Consider the following 18,812-nt stretch of genomic DNA (forward strand, 5'->3'; position numbering starts at 1 on the left):
GGCCGCGCCGCTTCAACGCTTGAGCCACTCGGCAACCTGCGGCTGGATGCGCTTCACCATCTCGGCCACGCCATCACGGTTGGGATGCATGCCGTCATCCAGGGTCAGGTCGCGCCGGGTGGCGACGCCATCGAGAAAAAACGGATAAAGCGGCAGCTTGTATTTCTCTGCCAGGGCCGGATAGAGGCCGTTGAAGCGGCGGGCATAATCTTCGCCCAGATTGGGCGCCGCCAGCATGCCGATCAGCAGGGTCTTGACCCCGGCCTGCTGGAGCCGCGCCAGGATGCGGTCGATATTGGCCTGGGCATTCTCCGGGCTGAGGCCACGCAGCATGTCATTGGCGCCGATTGCCACCAGGGCATGGGTCGGCTTGTCGGCCAGCGACCATTCCAGCCGCGACAGCGCACCTGCCGAGGTATCGCCGGAAACACCGGCATTGATGATGCTGACCTGCGGCAGCCCGCTGGCACGCAATGCCTTTTCCAATTGCGCCGGAAACGCCGCATCGGCCGGCAGATTGTAGCCGGCGGTGAGGCTGTCACCCAGCGCCAGCACCCGGATCGGGGCGGATTGCGCATGCACTGCCGGCGAAAACGTGACCAGGAACACGGCCAGGGCGATGAAAAACGCCAGCAGCGGTTGGCGCTGGCGCAGGAAACGCCCATATATTTCGTGTAAAGGAACCATGACACGCATGACAACCACTCCATCAGCCGATCCGAACCAGCCTATTATCCGCCTGGCGGATGTGAAGCTCACTCTCACCAGCACGGCTGGGCCGGTCAATATCCTGCGCGGTGTTGATCTCACTGTTGCAGCCGGTGAGCGGATCGGCATTGTCGGGCCATCGGGTTCGGGCAAATCCACCCTGCTGGCCGTGCTGGCCGGGCTGGAAGGCGTGAGCCACGGCCAGGTGCATGTGGCTGGTGCCGATCTGAACGGCTTGAGCGAGGATGCCCTGGCGCTGTGGCGCCGCAGCCGCGTCGGCATCGTGTTCCAGGCCTTCAACCTGATCCCGACCATGAGCGCGCTGGAGAATGTGGCGGTGCCGCTGGAACTGGCCGGGGTGGCGGATGCCTTTGCCCGCGCCAAGGCGGCGCTGGCGCAAGTGGGCCTCGGCCATCGTGAAACGCATTATCCGGCACAGCTTTCCGGCGGCGAGCAGCAGCGTGTGGCGCTGGCCCGCGCCGTGGCGCCGCGCCCGGCCCTGCTGCTGGCCGACGAGCCGACCGGCAACCTGGATGGCAGCACCGGCCAGAGCATCATTGAATTGCTGTTCGGCGAAGCCGCCCGGCTGGGTTCCACCCTGATCCTGATCACCCATGATCCGGCCCTGGCCGAGCGCTGCGACAAGGTGGTGCGCATCGAGGATGGCCGCATCAAAAGCATCACCCCCGGCCAGGCTGCCTTGCAGCAGGCGGCAGACTGATGCTGTCATTGCGGCTTTCATGGCGTGAATTGCGCGGCGGCCTGCTCGGCTTCCGCCTGTTTGTCGCCTGTCTCGCGCTCGGCGTTGCCACCATCGCCGGCATTGGTTCGCTCAGTTCGGCCATCGTTGCCGGCCTGGAGCGCGATGGCCGCCTGCTCTTGGGCGGCGATATCGAATTCCGCCTGATCCACCGCCCGGCCGAGCCGCGCGAACGCGCCTTCCTCGATAGCCAGGGCCAGGTTTCCGAAACCGTGCAGATGCGCGCCATGGCCCATGCCCCGGCCAGTGACCAGAGCACGCTGGTGGAATTGAAGGCGGTGGATGCAGCCTATCCGCTGCTCGGCACCATGGCCTTGCAGCCGGCGCAGCCGCTGGCCGATGCCTTGGCCCGGCAGGGCGATACCAGGAACGTGACCTGGGGCGCGGTGGTGGACGAACAGGCGCTGATCCGCCTGGATGCCAAGATCGGCGATGAATTGCGCATCGGCGAAGGCCGCTTCCGCATCCATGCCACCATCGCCCGCGAACCCGACCGCGCCACCGAGGGCCTGACCCTGGGGCCGCGCGTGATGCTGGCCCGTGCCGCTTTGGATGCCACCGGGCTGGTTCAGCCCGGCTCACTGAGCTTTTTCCATTACCGCGTGGCGCTGGCGCCCGGCATAACCTCTGAAAGCGTAACCGAAGGCGCCAAGCGCGATTTTGCCGAAAGCGGCTGGCGCATTCGTGATTGGCGCGGCGGCAATCCCGGCCTGCGCCGTTTCCTGGATCGCGCCGGGCTGTTCCTGGTGCTGGTTGGTCTCACGGCTTTGTTGATCGGCGGCGTTGGCGTGGCCAATGCCGTGCATGCCCATATGCAGGCCAAGACCTCCACCATTGCCACGCTGAAATCGCTCGGCGCCACCACGGCGCTGATCTTCCGGGTTTATCTGTGGCAGACTTTCCTGCTGGCCGGGATCGGCATCGCCATCGGCTTGGGCCTCGGCGCGCTGTTGCCCATGCTGGCTACGCAAGCCCTCAGCGCCGCGCTGCCGGTGCCGCTGGCAATCGGCATCTACTGGGAACCGCTGCTGGTGGCGGCGCTGTATGGCTTTCTGGTGGCCCTGGCTTTTGCGCTCTGGCCGCTGGCCCGCGCCGCCGATATCCGCCCGGCCGCGCTTTACCGCGATCTGGTGACACCGGGGCTGAACTGGCCACGCTGGCCCTATCTGGTTGCCACCGTGCTGCTGTTCGGGGCACTAGCCAGCCTGGCGATTTTCTCGGCCGAAGTGCCGCGCTTCGCCGCCTATTTTGTGCTTGGCGCCACGATCAGTTTTGGCTTTTTCCGCCTGCTCGCCTGGGGCCTTGGCAAAGTGGCCGGCAAGATCGAACCGCCGCGCGGCAGTGGCCGCTGGGGCGCCCGGCTGCGCCTGGCCTTCGCTGCTTTACACCGGCCCGGCTCGGCCACTGCCAGCCTGATGCTGTCGCTTGGCGTGGCGCTGACTTTGCTGGTGACCATGGCGCAGGTGGAAGGCAACCTGCATGCCCAGGTGGAAGAACGCCTGCCGGATGAGGCGCCGGCGTTTTTCTTTGTTGATATTCAGCCGGATCAGCTTGAGGCCTTCCGCGCCCTGGTGGCGGCCACGCCGGGCAGTGGTGCGGTGCAGACCGTGCCGAACCTGCGCGGCCGTGTGGTGAAGGTGGGCGATGTGCCGGCCGAGCAGGTGCAGGTCAATCCCGAGCAGCGCTGGGTGCTGCAAGGCGACCGTGGCCTGACCTATTCCCGCACCTTGCCGGAAGGTTCCAGCCTGGTGGAAGGGCAATGGTGGGCAGCGGATTATGATGGCCCGCCGTTGATCTCGCTGGAGGAAGCCGCCGCCAAGGGCCTGGGCGTCAAGATCGGCGACAGCCTGACGGTGAACATCCTCGGCCGCGATATCGAAGCGCGGATCGCCAATATCCGCCGGCTCGACTGGTCGTCGCTCGGCATCAACTTTGTCATCGTATTCTCGCCCGGCCTGCTGGAACGCGCGCCGCATACCCATCTTGCCACCGTGAAAGCCACGCCCGACGGCGAGACCGCCTTGTTCAAGGCGGTGACGCGGCAGATACCCGGCATTTCGGTGATCCGCATGAAGGACGTGCTGACCGAGATCAACAATCTGGTGACCAAACTGGGCAGCGCAGTGCGCGGCGCCGCCGTGGTCACTTTGGTGGCCGGCCTGCTGGTGCTGGCCGGCGCCCTGGCTGCCGAACACCGCCGCCGCCTGCGCGAAGGCGCTATCCTGAAAGCGCTGGGCGCCACGCGCAGCGATATCCTGGCCGCCAATCTGCTGGAATATGCCGCTATCGGCCTGGTTGGCGCCACCCTGGCTTATGGCCTTGGCCTGGCTGCGGCCTGGGGCATCGTGGCGAAGGTGATGAATGCCGGCTTTGTGCCGCTGGCCGGCACGGCTTTGCTCACGGCCGTGGGTGGCCTGGGCGTAGCCTTGCTGCTTGGCCTGGGCGGCGCCTGGGCAACATTGAATGCCAAGCCGGCGCCGCTGCTACGGCAAAGCTGAAACTTATACGTGGAAACTTTCGCCGCAGCCGCAACGGCCCTTTTCGTTCGGGTTGCGGAACACAAAGCCGGCTTGCAGCTTGTCTTCCTCCCAATCGATCTCGGTGCCGAAGATGAACATCTGTGCCTTCGGGTCGATGAAGATGGTGACGCCCTTGTCGGTCACTTCCTCGTCGAACTTGGCCTTCTCTTCGGCATAGCTGATATCATAGGCCATGCCGGAACAGCCCTTGGTCTTGACGCCTATGCGCAGGCCGATCACCGGCTTGTCGCTCTTGGCAATCAGCGAGCGCACGCGCTCCGCGGCGGCCTCGGTCAAGGTAACCGGTGGCGGCAGGGCGCGGCGCGGCTTGGGCGCCTGGGATTGAGTTTCAACGGTCATCGTCGCCTCCTCACATCATGCCGAGTTCGAGGCGGGCTGCCTCCGACATATGCTCCTGGGTCCACGGCGGATCCCACACCACTGCCACAGTCACTTCGCCGACACCATCCAACTCGCGTGTCTTCATTTCCACTTCGCTGGGCATCGACTGCGCCGCCGGGCAATTCGGCGAGGTCAGTGTCATCTCGATAGTCACGTCGTTATTGGCGTCGTTCACATCGACCTTGTAGATCAGGCCAAGCTCAAAGATATTGACCGGGATTTCCGGGTCGTAGACCGTCTTGATGGCCTCGATCACCTGATCCCGCAATTCTTCCGGCGCCGGCGCCGCTTTTTTCTTTCCCACCGCCATCAGCCGAAAATCTCCATCACCCGCTTGAGGCCGGCGCATAACGCATCCACCTCGGCCCTGGTATTATACATCCCGAAACTGGCCCGCACCGTGGCGCCAACGCCGAACCGCTCCATCAGCGGATGCGCGCAATGCTGGCCCACCCGCACGGCAATGCCGTCGCGGTCCAATATGGTGCCGATATCGTGCGGGTGAATACCCTGCAACACAAAAGAGATCACTGCCGATTTACCCGGCGCCTCGCCGATGATGCGCAGGCTGTTGATCTCCTTGAGCCGGCGCGTGGCATATTCCAGCAGATCATGCTCATGCGCCTGGATCGCCTCCAGGCCAACACTCTCCACATAATCGATGGCGGCGCCCAGGCCCACTGCTTCGATGAAGGCGGGCGTACCGGCCTCAAATTTATGGGGCAAATCCGCCCATTCATTCTTCTCGAACGTGACCGAGAGGATCATGTCGCCGCCACCCTGCCAGGGCGGCATCGCCTCCAGCAACGCGGCCTTGCCATACAGCACGCCGATGCCGGTGGGGCCATAAAGCTTGTGGCCGGTGAAAACGTAGAAATCGGCATCCAGCGCCTGCATGTCCACATGCATATGCTGCACTGCCTGGCTGCCATCAATCAGTACTTTTGCGCCGGCGGCATGGGCCAGCCGCACAATCTCGGCCACCGGATTGACGGTGCCCAGCACATTGGAGACATGGGCAATGGCAACCAGCTTGGTGCGCGGCCCGAGCAAAGCCTGGAAGCCGGCCATATCGAGGCTGCCGTCATCCAGGATCGGCGCCACCTTGAGCACAATGCCATGGCGATCGCGCAGCAATTGCCACGGCACGATATTGGCGTGGTGCTCCATATGGCTGATCAGCACTTCATCACCTGGGCGCAGCATGCCCCAGCCGAAGGAATTGGCCACCAGATTCACCGCCTCGGTGGCATTGCGCGTGAACACCACCTGGCGCGTATCGCCGGCATTGATGAAGCGCGCCACCTTTTCACGCGCCAGTTCAAACGCATCGGTGGCCTGCTGGCTGAGCTGGTAGATGCCGCGATGCACATTGGCATATTGCGTGGCATAGGCCTGGCTCATGGCATCGATCACCATTTGCGGCTTCTGCGCAGAGGCGCCGGAATCGAGGAATACCAGCGGCTTGCCATAGACCTTCTGGCTCAGGATCGGAAAATCGGCGCGGATGCGTTCAACATCGAAGCCGGGATTCTGCTCCAATGCGGCGCTCATGCGGCGTCTCCTGTCGCGAACCAGGTTTCCAGCGCCGCAATGAACGGCAGCCGCATATCCTGTGCCGGAATCGCCTGCAAAATTTCGGCGGCAAAACCTTCCAGCAGCAGGCGCCGCGCCGTATTGGCATCGATGCCGCGCGCCCGCAGATAAAACAGCATATTGGCATCCAGGTCGCCCACAGTGGCGCCATGGCTGCATTTCACGTCATCGGCCAGGATTTCCAATTCCGGCTTGGTATCCACCTGGGCATCATCGGAAAGCAGCAGCGTGCGGCAAAGCTGCTGCGCATCGGTCTTCTGCGCACCCGGCGCCACGCGGATCAGGCCCTGAAACACGGCATGGCCGCGTTCATCCACCACATTCTTGAAGAGCTGGTTGCTGCTGCACCCGGCTGCGGCATGCTCCAGCCGCAATGTATGATCCAGATGCGCGCTGCCCTTGGCCAACGCCAAGCCCTGGGCATCCAGGCTGGCGCCCTCGCCGGCCAGCGTCACCGCCAGTTCGTGGCGCGCCACCGCACCGCCCAGCATCAGCGAAACATGCCGATACGCGGCCCTGGCTTCCAGGCGCACCTCGGTCAACCCCGCGTGGAAGGCATCCGCCGTCTGCTGCTGCAAACGCGCATGCAGCAATTCGGCGCCTTCGGCCAGTTCGATCTTGATCCGGCTGTTGCTCCAGCCTTCGCCGGCATGGCTTTCCAGCAGGCTGGCGCTGGCACCCGCCCCCAGCCGCACCAGGCAGGTGACATTAGCCAGGCCATCGCGGCCCTGATTACGCAGATCAAGATGGATCGGGCGCGGCACATTCACACCCGGCGCCACCTCCAGCAGCCAGCCATCACGCAGCAAGGCAGCATTCAGCGCCGTGAGCGCCGAGGCGGCATCGCGGCTGGCCGGCGCCAATGCCTGGGCCAGCTCGGCGCCGCGCTCGGCCAATGCCTGGGCCAGCGGCTGCAAGGTCACGCCTTGCGGCAAGGCGGCGGCAAACGGCGCGGCATCATTCGCCGCCAGCGACCAGTCGCGCTCGCCGGCCGCCTGCAACGAGGTGAATTTCCACGCTTCCAGCTTGCGGCCGGGAATGCCATGGCGGCGCAGATCGGCCAGGCCATCGGCGCGCAAACCCGCCACGCCCGGCAAATCCGGCAGGGCCGTTTGCAAAGCAGCGATACGATCAGCGAATCCGGTCACGCCGCCTCCGCCACGATATCGGCATAGCCCTTGGCTTCCAGTTCCAGCGCCAGTTCCTTGCCGCCGCTCTTGATGATGCGGCCGCCGGCCAGCACATGCACATGATCCGGCACGATATAATCCAGCAGGCGCTGGTAATGTGTGATCACCAGGGCCGAGCGCTCCGGCCCGCGCAGGGCATTGACGCCTTCGGCGACAATCTTCAGCGCATCGATATCCAGGCCGCTATCGGTTTCGTCCAGCAGCATCAGGCTGGGTTCCAGCATCAGCATCTGGAACACTTCGTTGCGCTTCTTCTCGCCGCCGGAAAAGCCGACATTGACCGGGCGTTGCAGGAATTTCTCATCCATCTGCAATTGCTTCATCTTCGCCTTGGCGGTCTTTAGGAAGCTCATCGCATCCATCTCGGCCAGGCCACGATGCTTGCGCACAGCGTTCACTGCCGAACGCAGGAAAACCGCATTGGCCACGCCGGGAATTTCCACCGGATACTGGAAGGCCAGGAAGACGCCTTCGCGGGCGCGTTCCTCGGTTTCCATATCCAGCAGGCTCTGGCCGTTGAACAGGATTTCGCCTGCGGTGACTTCATAACCTTCACGGCCCGCCAGCACATAAGACAGCGTGGACTTGCCCGAGCCATTCGGCCCCATGATGGCATGCACCTCGCCGGGCCGCATGGTCAGGTTGATGCCACGCAGGATTTCCTTGCCGTCCACGCTGGCATGCAGGTTTTTGATCTCAAGCATCGCACGCATCCTTAACCTACCGAACCTTCGAGGCTGACGCCGAGCAGCTTCTGGGCCTCAACGGCGAATTCCATGGGCAGCTTCTGCAACACATCCTTGCAGAAGCCATTGACGATGGTGGAAACCGCATCCTCGGCCGACAGGCCGCGCTGGCGGCAATAAAACAACTGATCATCCGAAATGCGCGATGTGGTGGCTTCATGCTCCACCTTGGCGCTGCGGTTTTTCACTTCGATATAGGGCACGGTATGGCCGCCGCATTTATCGCCGATTAGCAGGCTGTCGCATTGCGAATAGTTGCGCGCATTCTTCGCCTTGGGCTGCATGCGCACCAGGCCACGATAGGTATTCTGCGCCCGGCCGGCCGAAATGCCCTTGGAGATGATGGTGGATTTGGTGTTGGCGCCGATATGGATCATCTTGGTGCCGGTATCGGCCTGCTGCGCGTTGTTGGCCACCGCCACCGAATAGAACTCACCCACGCTGTCGTCACCCTGAAGGATCACGCTGGGATATTTCCAGGTGATCGATGAGCCGGTCTCCACCTGGGTCCAGGAAATCTTTGACCGCGCGCCACGGCAGGCGCCGCGCTTGGTGACAAAATTGTAGATGCCGCCCTTGCCATTCTTGTCGCCCGGATACCAGTTCTGCACCGTGGCATAGCGGATTTCCGCATCCTCCATCGCCACCAGTTCCACCACGGCGGCATGCAGCTGATTGTCATCGCGCATCGGCGCGGTGCAGCCTTCCAGGTAGGACACATAGGCGCCCTTATCCACGATGATCAGGGTGCGTTCAAACTGGCCGGTCTTGGCCTCGTTGATGCGGAAATAGGTGCTTAACTCCATCGGGCAGCGCACACCCGGCGGCACATAGACAAAGCTGCCATCGGAGAACACAGCGCAATTCAGCGCGGAATAGAAATTATCCGTCACCGGCACCACAGAGCCGAGATACTTCTGCACCAGTTCGGGATATTCGCGCACCGCTTCCGACATCGAACAGAAGATGATGCCCATTTCCTTCAGCTTGCCCTTGAAGGTGGTGGCCACCGACACGCTGTCGAACACCGCATCCACCGCCACATTACTGCCGAAATCCGGCACCTTCTCGATGCCGAGCAGGGCTTCGCGCTCGCGCAGGGGGATACCCAGCTTGTCATAGGTGGCAAGCAGTTCCGGGTCCACTTCATCCAGGCTTTTCGGGCCGTTTTTCTGCTTTGGCGCAGCGTAGTAGTGAATGTCCTGGAAATCGATCTTGGGATAGTCAACCCGCGCCCAGGTCGGCTCGCGGTCTTCCATCTTGCGCCAGGCGCGGAAAGCCTTCAGGCGCCAATCCAGCATCCATTCCGGCTCGCCCTTCTTGGCCGAGATGAAACGCACCACATCCTCGTTCAACCCCTTGGGCAGAACCTCGGATTCAATATCGGTGACGAAGCCGTATTTATATTCGCCGCCAAGTTTGGCAACGGTATCGATGGTTTCAAGGGCGGCAGGCATGGGGCACCTGGGGGGCTGGTCTACTGGTCAACTGGGGCGGGTCGCCGTCGCACGCGGCAACGACGGCAGCATGAAGTCGTAATGCGGACGCACCAGCTCGGTCAGGCTGACCGATTGCAGGGCGTCGCGGATGGCAGTGTTGATCTTGTTGATGCCACGGCGCGAAACACAGAGATTCTCGCGGTCGCAGGTGCTGGGCTGATGCTCCGAACATTGTGTCAGCGCAATCGGGCCGTCCAGGGCAGAGACAATATCCGCCACCGTGATGGCTTCGGCCGGGCGCGACAGATGGTAGCCGCCCTTGGCGCCGCGCTGCGAGGTGAGCAGGCCGGCACGGCTCAGCCTGGCCAGCAGCTTGGCCACGGTGGGGCCGGGCAGCCCGGTGGCGGCAGCGGCGGCTTCGGCAGTGTGCACGGCGCTGGGGGCGGCAGCCACATGGGCCATCACCATCACGCCATAATCCGCCAATCGGCTCAGCCGCAGCATGTTTCACCACATTCCCAGGGCAAGCGGGCTGCTTGCGCGTCGCAAATAAGACCATTTCAGTCCGAATTGCAAGATGGTTCGCTGCCGCAGCAAGTCAAGTAAGTAAAATCATTGCGCTATTTGCGAATTGCCCGCATCTTGCGGCGATGCCGGATACGCAAAACACCCCCACAAGCCCGCTCGACCAAGCCTTTCGCGCTGCCATGCGCCGGCTGGCCGCCACAGTCACTGTATTGTCTGCCCGCGATGCCGAGGGCCGGCGCTGCGGCATGACCGCCACAGCGGTCACCTCGGTTTCGGCAGAACCGCCTGCTTTGCTGGCCTGCGTCAACCGCTCGGCCGCGCTGCATGCCCATCTCGGCCTGGGGCAAAGCTTCTGCATCAACCTGCTGCATACCGGGCAGCAGCCGGTTTCGGATATTTTCAGCGGCGGCGCCGAAGGACCGGCGCGTTTTGCGACCGGCGCCTGGCAGGATGATGCCGAGGCCGTGCCGTATCTGCTGGATGCCCAGGCCAACATCTTCTGTGCCGTGGAAGCCATCCATGCCTATGGCACACATGGCATTTTCATTGGCCGGGTGCTGCGGGTGCTGTGCCAGGGCAATATCGCGCCGCTGGTTTACCAGGATGGCCGCTATATGCGCACCCAGCCGCTGGATCAGCCGTAATGCGATAAAATCGTGAGCAGGCGGCGGAATTCGTCCACCACCTCGCGCTCCACCTTTTCATTCAGCGCCACCACGCTGCGCAGCCGGCGGCGGCGGTTCAGCGGCAGCGGCGGCAAAGCTGCCCGGCCCGGCAGCATATTCTGCGGCTGTGGACGCGGCCGCAGCGGCACCACCTTGGCCAGCCCGGCGGCGGGCGCCTTGGGCTTTGGCGGCGGCACGGCGATTTGTGGCTTGGTCGGTTCCGGCCGGGGCAGCGGCGCCAGCTTGAGCGGCGGGCGCTGCTTGAAACCATCCGAGCCGAAAACCACAATCCGCGCTGCAGCGCCGGGTTTGTCTTCCTCAATCAGCAGCAAGGTGGCGAAACGCTGCGCCAGCAGGGCATAGGTTTCATCGGCCAGGAAGCCCGGTTCGGGGATGGCGCACCAGCGATTCTGGCCTTCAAAGCCCAGCGGCTTGCCACGCGCAGCATAAAGTTTGCCCAGGGCGCCGGCAAAGGCCCGGTCCTGCTGAAACACCAGCACCACCTGGCGATGCAGGTCTTCCGGCCGATAGCGCCGCACCACCATCAGCGCCACATCGGCCGGCCGGGCACCGATGGCCGCCGCCGCGCCATAAAAACCGAATACCGTGCCGGCAGCCCGCACATCCTGGGTCAGGAAGGCGAGGCGCTCGGCATGCGGCACAGTCCCCAGCGGGGCAAAGAAGCGCGGCGCGATGCTCATGCCGGGATATTAGCCTCGGTGATCGGCTTGGGCGAGTCTGGAAACGCCGCCAAGCGGCTGCCGGAATGCCATGAAGCCGCCGCAATTTGCCGCCCAACTAGGGCTATGAGCATGAAATCGCAGCAGAATCGGCCAAGCCTCGAAAAACCGGGAAAAAGTGTTGCCCGCGACCTGTCGCGCTTGCGCCGCATCGGCCGCGACCGGCCAGTGACTTTGCAGGAAGCCAGCCATATCTTCGCCGACCGCTCGGCGCCATTGCTGCTGCTTTTTCTTGGTTTACTGGGCCTGATGCCCTCGCCCGGGCTGCCGATCGGCTTTATCGCCGGCCTGCTGATTATCACTGTGGCCTTTGGCATGCTGGTGCGGCCCCTGCTGCCTGCCGGCCCGGCCCGGCTGCGCCTGCCCGGCATCCTCGGGCGGCAAAGCCTGCCAAGCCCCCTGCTGCGCCGCTTCATGAGCCATGCGATTCCCGGCATCCGCAAGCTGGAACGGCATTTCCGCCCGCGCCTGACCTGGCTGGTGGGTGGCTTTGGCCTGGTGCTGGCCATGCTCGGTATCATCCTGCAGGCCATTGGCCTGGCCTTGCCGATCCCGTTTGCCAATGCGCCCTTTGCCATCGGCATTATCCTGATCGCCCTGGGGCTGCTGACCCGCGATGGCCTGGGCGTGCTGGCCGGCCAGGCTTTGGGCCTGATTGCCGCCGGCTTTTTCCTCACCATGGGCATTGCTGCCGTGCGCGCCGGCACCAGCCTGGCCGATCTGCTGCCCTGGTAGGTGGCCCATGGCTGTGCGTGTGGTGATCAATGCCGCTTCCGGTACAGCCCGGCGCTATGGCGCTGCGGCCTTGCATACCCTGATCCAGAATACCGCTGCCGAACACGGCTTGCATGATCTGACGGTGCAGGTGGTGCCGCCAGATGCTTTGCCTGAAACCCTGCGCCAAGCAACACAGGAAGCCGGGGAAATCTGGGTGGGCGGCGGCGACGGCACCTTGCGCAGTGCGGCGGAATTGCTGCATGCCAATCAGCACGATCAGGTGCTGGGCGTGCTGCCGCTCGGCACGATGAATCTGCTGGCGCGCGACCTAAACATCCCGCTTCAGATCGAACAGGCCGTGGCTGCCTTGAGCCAGGGCAGCTGCACCGCCATTGATCTTGGCCGTATCAACAATAGGCTGTTTCTCAATAAATCGGCGCTCGGGCTTTACCCTGAGATGGTGGTGGATCGTGAACGGCGGCGGCGGCTGTTCGGTCTCAGCAAATGGGGCGCTATGCTGCGCGCCGCCTGGCGGGCGATGCGGCGCCATCGCCTGCTGCATATCAGCATCGATTATCATGGCCAGCGCCGCGAAATTCTCTCGCCGGCCATCGTGGTGGCGGTGGGCGCCTATGAATTCCGCCCCGGCCAGCTCTTCGGCCGGCCTGATCTGCAAAGCGGCGAATTGTCGCTTTACATCTCGCATGAGCGCAGCGCGCTTGGCTCGGCCGGCCAGCTTGCCAAGCTGTTTCTAGGCAGCCTGGAGCGCGATGACGAACTGGAAGTGATCAAGGCCGAGCATCTGCGCATCGACTTTGAGCGTGCAAAGCCCGTGGCCAGCGATGGCGAGATCGACATGCTGCGCGGCCCAATCGATTTCCACGTCTTGCCGCGTGCTTTGAAGGTGCGCCAGCCAGCAACAGGCAGCCTGTGATGTTCGGGGCCTGAAACAACAACGGCCCGGAGCGCTGAACGATCCGGGCCGCTTGATCAGATTTTGAGCTGGAGCCATGCCTTTTTCAAGGAATGGTGGGCGCACCAGGGCTCGAACCTGGGACCCGCTGATTAAGAGTCAGCTGCTCTACCAACTGAGCTATGCGCCCAGCTCAAAACCGGCGCGAAACATACCCTGATTCCTGTCGATTGCAAGGGCTTCGGCGTGATGAATTTCGCCGACAGGATTTTTTCTATAAGCCACTCATATGACGCGGGATTTCCACATCGCGGTGAACATAGACGCAGATCAGCAGGCCGATGCCGATCAGCAGGGTCATCATCGCCGTGCCGCCATAGCTGACCAGCGGCAGCGGCACCCCCACCACCGGCACCAGGCCAGACACCATGGCGATATTGATGAAGACATACAGGAACAGCATCACCGTGAGGCCACCCGCCACCAGGCGGCCAAACTGGTTGCGCGAGCGCATGGCGATGGCATAGCCATAAGCAAGAACCAGGATGTAGAGCGCGATCAGGCCCAGCGCGCCGACCAGGCCCTGCTCCTCAGCAAACATGGTGAAGATGAAATCAGTCTGCTTTTCAGGCAGGAAGCTGAGGTGGCTCTGGCTGCCTTGCAGGAAACCTTTGCCCATGAAGCCGCCAGAGCCAAGCGCGATCTTGGATTGCAGAATATGATAGCCGGAGCCGAGTGGATCATTTTCCGGGTTCATGAAGGTGAGCACGCGCTTGCGCTGGTAATCATGCATCAGGCCCCAGCCGACCGGCATCGCCGCGCCCGCCGCCACAATCACCAGCAGAAATTTCCACAGCCGCACCCCGGCGAAGAAAAACACCGCGCCCGAGGTAGCCAGCAGCAGCATGGCAGTGCCCAAATCCGGCTGCTTCATCACCAGCACCACCGGCGCCAGCACCAGCGCCAGCGGCGCCAACAGCCAGCGGATCATGCCCACTTCATCATAGGACAGACCGTGGAAGTAGCGCGCCAGCGCCAGCACGATGGAAATCTTCATGATCTCGGAGGGCTGCACATGGATCACGCCAAGATCAAGCCAGCGCTGCGCCCCCATGCCGATACGGCCAAACAATTCCACCGCCACCAGCAGGATCAGCGCCACGGCATAAAACAAATAGGCCGAACGCATCCAGATCCGGATGTCAGTAATCGCAATCGCAGTCATTACACAAATGCCGATCGCAAAGCGCAGCATCTGGCGATCGGCCCAGGGATCGATATCGCCGCCGGCGGCAGAATAAAGCTGAATGAAGCCGACTGAGGCTATCATGCTGATCAGCAGCACCAGCCCCCAGGTGATGTCGCGCAACTTGCGGCCAAAAGTCAGATCGTTGCCGCGGCTGAGCAGGGAATGGCGACGCATGCTCATCCCTCCCGGCCCGGCTTGACCGCATCCGCGGTGGTGGCGGGTATCTGGCTGGGCGGCCGGTTGCGCCGCGACGGATCCAGTTTTTGCACTTCCAGCATGATGTCGCGCGCAATCGGCGCTGCCGCCTTGGAGCCGGAACCGCCATGCTCCACAATCACAGCGCAGCAGTAACGCGGCGCGGAGATCGGCGCAAAGGCGACAAAAAGCGCATGATCACGCTCTTCCCAAGGCTTTTCCTCATTTTTGCGCACGCGGGTATCACGCTCGGCCTTGGAGATACGGCGCACCTGGCTGGAGCCGGTTTTGCCGGCCATGGCGAATTGCGGCTGAGTGATGCGGGCGCCATGCGCGGTGCCGCGCGGCGGCGTGGTCACCCGGATCATGCCTTCCAGCACAATATCAAGATGCTCGCGCTTGATGTTCAGCGACGGATAAAGCTGGCTTGCCGGGCGTGTTTCGCTGGATGGCCCCAGCACATCATCCAGCCGCACCAGGCGCGGCTGCACAGCATAGCCGCCATTGGCCAGCCGCGCCGTCATCACCGCCAATTGCAGCGGCGTGGCCAGCACATAACCCTGGCCGATGCCCACCACCAGAGTTTCACCCTGCGCCCAGGGCTGACCCAGCGCAGCCTGTTTCCAGGCCCGGGTCGGGATCAGGCCCTTGCGTTCGGCGGTAACATGCACGCCGCTGACATCGCCAAGGCCGAGCCTTTTTGACATATCGGCAATCTTGTCGACGCCGATGCGCCGGGCCGCTTCGTAGAAATAGACATCGCAGCTTTCCTCCAGTGCCTGCACCAGATTCATGCTGCCATGGCCGCCTTTTTTCCAGCAATGGAAGGTGTTGTTGCCCAGCTCCACATGGCCGGGACAGAAGACCCGTGTATCCGGCGTTACCGCGCCGGCTTCCAGCGCAGCCAGCCCCACCACCATCTTGAAGGTGGAACCGGGCGGATACTGGCCCTGCACCGCCTTGTTGGTCAGCGGCTTGTATTTGTCGCCATTAAGCTGGCGCCATTGCGCGGTGGTGATGCCAACATTGAACCAGTTCGGATCAAAGCCGGGATTGGACACCATAGTCAGCACTTCGCCGGTATGCACATCCATCACCACGGCGGCGGCACTTTCATCCTTCAGCCGTTCGGCGGTGAAACGCTGCAATTCTGCATCGATGCTGAGCACCACATCATCGCCGGCCAGGCCATCAGTGCGATCCAGTTCACGGATGGCGCGGCCATAGGCATTCACCTCGATCTGGCTATGCCCGGCGCGGCCGCGCAAATCCTCGTCGAACAGTTTTTCGATGCCTGTCTTGCCAATGCGGAAGCCGGGCAGTTCCAGCAGCGGATCGTCGCCCAGTTCATTCTCGGCCACGGCGCCAACATAACCCACCACATGGCTGAAAATCGGCCCCATGCCGTAATCGCGGGTCTCGCCAACATCAAGCTGCACGCCAGGCAGATCAGGGCTGTGCAGATTGACGCGGGCAAAATCCTCCCATGACAAATTCTCGGCCACCACCGCCGGCACAAACTTGCGCCGCCGCTCGATCTCGCGTTTGACGCGGGCGCGCTGCGTATCATCAATCTGAATCAATTCGGCCAGCGCAGTGAGCGTGGCATCCACATTGCGCGTCTGCTCGGCCACGATCAGCACGCGATAATTGCGCCGGTTGGAGGCCAGTTCGGTGCCAAAACGATCCAGCACCCGGCCACGGCGCGGCGGCAGCAGCCGCATCGAAATACGGTTTTCATCCGACAGCAGCTTGTAGCGATCTGCTTCCAGTACCTGTAGGTAATACAGCCGCCCCGCCAAGCCGCCAAACAAGGCAAGCTGCCCTGCGCCGAGCATCAGAGCGCGGCGGCTGAAAACACGTTGGATATCATTGTCGCGCTTGTTCACGCCGGCCCCATCATGCTGGCATGCCGATCATGTCGACAGGCCTGGGCGCAGATAGCGCTGCTCGATCCGGCTCAGCAGCCAGTAGATAGCGGGATAAAGCCCGAGCGACAGCGCAAGCTGGGCCAGCACCGGGCGGAATTCATGCAGCTGCCAATGCAGCAGGCTGGCAATGCTCCAACTGATCAGGCTGGCGCCAACCGCCACCATGGCAAAACCCCACCAATTGACCAGGAAGGACGAACCAAGGAAAACCCGGCGCTGCGACACACCGAGTTCATGCGTCAGCAGCAGCAGCAGCGCGTTGAGGCCAAGTGGCCCGGCGGTGATCAGATCAACCACCAGGCCGATCAGGAAAGCGCCCAGCATCGACATCAGATCGGCGCGGAAAATGCTCCAGTAGAATACCGCCATCAAGGCCAAGGCCGGGCTGATGGTGGCAAAATGCGGCAGTCCGACCGGGGCAAGGCCGCAGGCGACCAGCACCAGGCAGGTGACAATCGGCAGGAAGCCGCGCAGCCGCTGCACCGAGACGGCAAGCGGTTTCATCACGGCTTGCGAGCGGCCGGGCGCGCCGCCTCCTCGGCTTCAAGCCGGGTTTCCTCAAACTGCACCACACGCAGGAAATCCAGCCGGCCAAGTTCAACAAACGGCCGCAGCCGTACATTGCCCTCGCCCACAGCAACAATCTCGCCAACCGGAATGCCAACCGGGAATTGGCCGCCATCGCCAGAAGTCACCACCATCTGGCCAACCTGCGGCTTGGCGCCGGCATGCAGATATTCCAGCTTGGGCTGCGGCGAGTTATCGCCGGCCAGGACGGCACGATGGCCGGTTTCCTGGATCATCACCGGCAGGCGCGAATTGAGGTCGGTGAGCAGCAGTATACGTGCGGCACGCTGGCCCACTTCGGCCACACGGCCAACGTAGCCGCCCTCTCCGATGGTGGCCTGGCCTTTTTTGACGCCATCCTTGCTGCCGATATTGATCAATGCCGTGCGCACGAAAAGGCCGCCGCCATCGGCAATGACACGGCCGGTGACAAAGCTGTGGCCCAGATCGGGGCCGGCAGCCAGCAGACGGCGCAGGCTGGCATTATCCTGCTCCAGCCGGCGCGCCACGTCCTGCCATTGCAGCAGGCGGGCATTCTCGGTGCGTAGCCGCACATTTTCTTCATGCGCGAAGATCAGGTCGTCGATGGTGCCGACGATATTGCCGATAAAGGCGATGGGCTGAGATACGGCGGTGAGCATTGGTTCGAAGATATCCGCCGTGATCGCCCGCACGCGCTCCACCGCCGGGCGGTCGATACGGCTGAGCAGGATCAGGCCAAGGGCCGCGCCGATCAGCAGCAGAAAGGCAAAGCGCTGCACCAGCCCCTTTATCGGTGCTGCCAGCCGCATGCTGCGTCCGGTCCGCCCTCGCATCTCGCTCCGTCAGCCCCCTCCTGAATACCGCCCCGCCACCCCTGGCTTAGTAGGACGGATTATACAGCACTTGCTTGAACGTGGTCTTCATGCCTTCCAGCGCCCGCCCGGTGCCGAGCGCAACGCAGGATAACGGCTCGTCGGCAATGGTCACCGGCAGGCCGGTGGCATGGCGCAACACCAGATCCAGATTGCCCAACAGCGCGCCGCCGCCGGTCAGCACAATGCCTTTGTCAACGATATCGGCCGCGAGTTCCGGCGCGGTATGCTCCAGCGCCACCTTCACGGCTTCGACAATGGCGCCAACCGGTTCGGCCAGGCTTTCGGCAATCTGGCGCTGGTTGATCACCAATTCCTTCGGCACGCCGTTCATCAGATCGCGGCCCTTGATCTCCATGGACAGGCCATTGCCATCTTCCGGCGGACAGGCCGAGCCGATCTGCTTCTTGATACGCTCGGCCGAAGCCTCGCCCACCAAAAGGTTATTGTTGCGGCGGATATAGGCGATGATCGCTTCATCCATCTTGTCGCCGCCCACGCGCACACTCCGCGAATAGACAATGCCGCCCAGGGACAAAACGGCCACCTCGGTGGTGCCGCCGCCGATATCCACCACCATCGAGCCGGTCGGTTCGGTGACCGGCAGGCCGGCGCCAATCGCAGCCGCCATCGGCTCTTCGATCAGTTGCACACGACGCGCACCGGCGGATTCCGCCGATTCCATGATGGCGCGGCGTTCCACGGCGGTGGAGCCAGACGGCACGCAGATAATCACCTGCGGCGAAGCAAAGCTGCGCCGGTTATGCACCTTGCGGATAAAGTGCTTGATCATCTCTTCGGCAACATTGAAATCGGCAATCACACCATCGCGCAGCGGGCGAATGGCTTCGATATTGCCCGGGGTGCGGCCCAGCATCTGCTTGGCCTCGTCGCCCACCGCCAGCACTTCCTTCTTGCCACGCACATTGCTGATCGCGACCACGGACGGCTCGTTCAGCACAATGCCTCGTCCCTTGACATAGACCAGCGTGTTGGCCGTGCCGAGGTCGATGGCCATATCGGCCGACATGAAACCCATCAAGCGTGAAAACATCGACACTTCACCTCATGAACCAGATATTGCGGCCGTTAT

19 protein-coding genes and 1 tRNA gene are annotated in these 18,812 nt (G+C 63.0%); 5 read left to right on the top strand and 15 right to left on the bottom strand.

Translation table 11 applies throughout. The features are described from left to right. Positions 1 to 12: 12 nt before the first annotated feature. Positions 13 to 696, bottom strand: a complete 684-nt coding sequence (locus tag KBB36_RS05080; RefSeq protein ID WP_290977670.1) for an arylesterase — start codon at positions 694 to 696, stop codon at positions 13 to 15. Between KBB36_RS05080 and KBB36_RS05085 the strand changes: the two genes are divergently transcribed. Continuing rightward, on the top strand, positions 695 to 1,429 hold the full coding sequence (locus KBB36_RS05085) for an ATP-binding cassette domain-containing protein (protein WP_290977672.1): 735 nt from the start codon (positions 695 to 697) through the stop codon (positions 1,427 to 1,429). The two genes, KBB36_RS05080 and KBB36_RS05085, sit on opposite strands and share 2 nt — an antisense overlap. Beyond that, on the top strand, positions 1,429 to 3,966 hold the full coding sequence (locus KBB36_RS05090; protein ID WP_290977674.1) for an FtsX-like permease family protein: 2,538 nt from the start codon (positions 1,429 to 1,431) through the stop codon (positions 3,964 to 3,966). Before KBB36_RS05085 ends, KBB36_RS05090 begins: the two co-directional genes overlap by 1 nt. A 3-nt stretch (positions 3,967 to 3,969) precedes the next feature. Here the strand turns inward: KBB36_RS05090 and KBB36_RS05095 are convergent, their stop codons facing one another. From KBB36_RS05095 to KBB36_RS05125, 7 genes are read right to left on the bottom strand one after another with little or no spacing between them, the layout of a single operon-like run. Further along, the gene (locus KBB36_RS05095) at positions 3,970 to 4,347 is read right to left on the bottom strand and encodes an iron-sulfur cluster assembly accessory protein (RefSeq protein ID WP_290977676.1); all 378 of its coding nucleotides are present in this window, start codon (positions 4,345 to 4,347) and stop codon (positions 3,970 to 3,972) included. 10 nt (positions 4,348 to 4,357) lie between these two features. Beyond that, positions 4,358 to 4,699, bottom strand: a complete 342-nt coding sequence (locus tag KBB36_RS05100; RefSeq protein ID WP_290977678.1) for an SUF system Fe-S cluster assembly protein — start codon at positions 4,697 to 4,699, stop codon at positions 4,358 to 4,360. After that, entirely contained in the window at positions 4,699 to 5,943 is a 1,245-nt protein-coding gene (locus KBB36_RS05105; protein WP_290977680.1) for a cysteine desulfurase, read from the bottom strand. The genes KBB36_RS05100 and KBB36_RS05105 overlap by 1 nt, the downstream gene beginning before the upstream one ends. Continuing rightward, complete coding sequence (gene sufD / locus KBB36_RS05110) at positions 5,940 to 7,133, bottom strand: Fe-S cluster assembly protein SufD (protein WP_290977682.1); 1,194 nt, start codon at positions 7,131 to 7,133, stop codon at positions 5,940 to 5,942. Before sufD ends, KBB36_RS05105 begins: the two co-directional genes overlap by 4 nt. Continuing rightward, positions 7,130 to 7,879 (bottom strand): Fe-S cluster assembly ATPase SufC, encoded by a 750-nt coding sequence (gene sufC / locus KBB36_RS05115; protein WP_290977684.1) that lies wholly within the window; start codon positions 7,877 to 7,879, stop codon positions 7,130 to 7,132. The genes sufD and sufC overlap by 4 nt, the downstream gene beginning before the upstream one ends. Positions 7,880 to 7,890: 11 nt before the next feature. Beyond that, positions 7,891 to 9,378 (bottom strand): Fe-S cluster assembly protein SufB, encoded by a 1,488-nt coding sequence (gene sufB / locus KBB36_RS05120; RefSeq protein WP_290977687.1) that lies wholly within the window; start codon positions 9,376 to 9,378, stop codon positions 7,891 to 7,893. Between the two features lie 27 nt (positions 9,379 to 9,405). Further along, positions 9,406 to 9,864 carry an SUF system Fe-S cluster assembly regulator gene (locus KBB36_RS05125; protein WP_290977689.1) on the bottom strand — a complete coding sequence of 153 codons (459 nt, stop codon included), beginning with the start codon at positions 9,862 to 9,864 and terminating at the stop codon, positions 9,406 to 9,408. Positions 9,865 to 10,010: 146 nt separating this feature from the next. Between KBB36_RS05125 and KBB36_RS05130 the strand changes: the two genes are divergently transcribed. Continuing rightward, positions 10,011 to 10,532 carry a flavin reductase family protein gene (locus KBB36_RS05130; RefSeq protein ID WP_290977691.1) on the top strand — a complete coding sequence of 174 codons (522 nt, stop codon included), beginning with the start codon at positions 10,011 to 10,013 and terminating at the stop codon, positions 10,530 to 10,532. On the opposite strand, the gene KBB36_RS05135 is transcribed toward KBB36_RS05130, so the two are convergent. Beyond that, positions 10,523 to 11,254: a hypothetical protein gene (locus KBB36_RS05135; RefSeq protein ID WP_290977693.1), complete on the bottom strand. Its 732-nt coding sequence runs from the start codon at positions 11,252 to 11,254 to the stop codon at positions 10,523 to 10,525. The two genes, KBB36_RS05130 and KBB36_RS05135, sit on opposite strands and share 10 nt — an antisense overlap. A gap of 111 nt (positions 11,255 to 11,365) precedes the next feature. On the opposite strand from KBB36_RS05135, the gene KBB36_RS05140 reads away from it, so the two are divergent. Both KBB36_RS05140 and KBB36_RS05145 read left to right on the top strand, forming a co-directional pair. Continuing rightward, the gene (locus KBB36_RS05140; RefSeq protein ID WP_290977695.1) at positions 11,366 to 12,028 is read left to right on the top strand and encodes an exopolysaccharide biosynthesis protein; all 663 of its coding nucleotides are present in this window, start codon (positions 11,366 to 11,368) and stop codon (positions 12,026 to 12,028) included. 7 nt (positions 12,029 to 12,035) lie between these two features. Then, entirely contained in the window at positions 12,036 to 12,944 is a 909-nt protein-coding gene (locus KBB36_RS05145; RefSeq protein WP_290977697.1) for a diacylglycerol kinase family protein, read from the top strand. 93 nt (positions 12,945 to 13,037) lie between these two features. On the opposite strand, the gene KBB36_RS05150 is transcribed toward KBB36_RS05145, so the two are convergent. From KBB36_RS05150 to KBB36_RS05175, 6 genes are all read right to left on the bottom strand, one after another. After that, positions 13,038 to 13,113, bottom strand: a tRNA-Lys gene (locus tag KBB36_RS05150). Positions 13,114 to 13,197: 84 nt separating this feature from the next. After that, complete coding sequence (gene rodA / locus KBB36_RS05155; protein ID WP_290977698.1) at positions 13,198 to 14,352, bottom strand: rod shape-determining protein RodA; 1,155 nt, start codon at positions 14,350 to 14,352, stop codon at positions 13,198 to 13,200. Then, a complete protein-coding gene (gene mrdA / locus KBB36_RS05160; protein WP_366933170.1) occupies positions 14,349 to 16,256 on the bottom strand; it encodes a penicillin-binding protein 2 in 1,908 nt (635 codons plus the stop codon). Before mrdA ends, rodA begins: the two co-directional genes overlap by 4 nt. Before the next feature lie 27 nt (positions 16,257 to 16,283). Then, the gene (gene mreD, locus KBB36_RS05165; protein ID WP_290977699.1) at positions 16,284 to 16,802 is read right to left on the bottom strand and encodes a rod shape-determining protein MreD; all 519 of its coding nucleotides are present in this window, start codon (positions 16,800 to 16,802) and stop codon (positions 16,284 to 16,286) included. After that, positions 16,802 to 17,656, bottom strand: coding sequence for a rod shape-determining protein MreC (mreC, locus tag KBB36_RS05170; RefSeq protein ID WP_290977700.1), 855 nt, complete (start codon positions 17,654 to 17,656; stop codon positions 16,802 to 16,804). Before mreC ends, mreD begins: the two co-directional genes overlap by 1 nt. Before the next feature lie 70 nt (positions 17,657 to 17,726). After that, entirely contained in the window at positions 17,727 to 18,773 is a 1,047-nt protein-coding gene (locus KBB36_RS05175) for a rod shape-determining protein (RefSeq protein ID WP_290977701.1), read from the bottom strand. Positions 18,774 to 18,812: the final 39 nt, after the last annotated feature.

The organism is Ferrovibrio sp. (assembly GCF_017994015.1).
Classification (GTDB): Bacteria; Pseudomonadota; Alphaproteobacteria; order Ferrovibrionales; family Ferrovibrionaceae; genus Ferrovibrio.

Coding starts and splice junctions, on each gene's coding strand:
- KBB36_RS05130 (WP_290977691.1), top strand. CDS start 10,011: ATGCCGGATACGCAAAACACCCCCACAAGCCCGCTCGACCAAGCCTTT.
- KBB36_RS05125 (WP_290977689.1), bottom strand. CDS start 9,864: ATGCTGCGGCTGAGCCGATTGGCGGATTATGGCGTGATGGTGATGGCC.
- mreD (WP_290977699.1), bottom strand. CDS start 16,802: ATGAAACCGCTTGCCGTCTCGGTGCAGCGGCTGCGCGGCTTCCTGCCG.
- KBB36_RS05135 (WP_290977693.1), bottom strand. CDS start 11,254: ATGAGCATCGCGCCGCGCTTCTTTGCCCCGCTGGGGACTGTGCCGCAT.
- sufC (WP_290977684.1), bottom strand. CDS start 7,879: ATGCTTGAGATCAAAAACCTGCATGCCAGCGTGGACGGCAAGGAAATC.
- KBB36_RS05175 (WP_290977701.1), bottom strand. CDS start 18,773: ATGTTTTCACGCTTGATGGGTTTCATGTCGGCCGATATGGCCATCGAC.
- KBB36_RS05105 (WP_290977680.1), bottom strand. CDS start 5,943: ATGAGCGCCGCATTGGAGCAGAATCCCGGCTTCGATGTTGAACGCATC.
- KBB36_RS05140 (WP_290977695.1), top strand. CDS start 11,366: ATGAAATCGCAGCAGAATCGGCCAAGCCTCGAAAAACCGGGAAAAAGT.
- mreC (WP_290977700.1), bottom strand. CDS start 17,656: ATGCGGCTGGCAGCACCGATAAAGGGGCTGGTGCAGCGCTTTGCCTTT.
- KBB36_RS05085 (WP_290977672.1), top strand. CDS start 695: ATGACAACCACTCCATCAGCCGATCCGAACCAGCCTATTATCCGCCTG.
- KBB36_RS05100 (WP_290977678.1), bottom strand. CDS start 4,699: ATGGCGGTGGGAAAGAAAAAAGCGGCGCCGGCGCCGGAAGAATTGCGG.
- KBB36_RS05095 (WP_290977676.1), bottom strand. CDS start 4,347: ATGACCGTTGAAACTCAATCCCAGGCGCCCAAGCCGCGCCGCGCCCTG.
- rodA (WP_290977698.1), bottom strand. CDS start 14,352: ATGAGCATGCGTCGCCATTCCCTGCTCAGCCGCGGCAACGATCTGACT.
- KBB36_RS05080 (WP_290977670.1), bottom strand. CDS start 696: ATGCGTGTCATGGTTCCTTTACACGAAATATATGGGCGTTTCCTGCGC.
- KBB36_RS05090 (WP_290977674.1), top strand. CDS start 1,429: ATGCTGTCATTGCGGCTTTCATGGCGTGAATTGCGCGGCGGCCTGCTC.
- sufB (WP_290977687.1), bottom strand. CDS start 9,378: ATGCCTGCCGCCCTTGAAACCATCGATACCGTTGCCAAACTTGGCGGC.
- KBB36_RS05145 (WP_290977697.1), top strand. CDS start 12,036: ATGGCTGTGCGTGTGGTGATCAATGCCGCTTCCGGTACAGCCCGGCGC.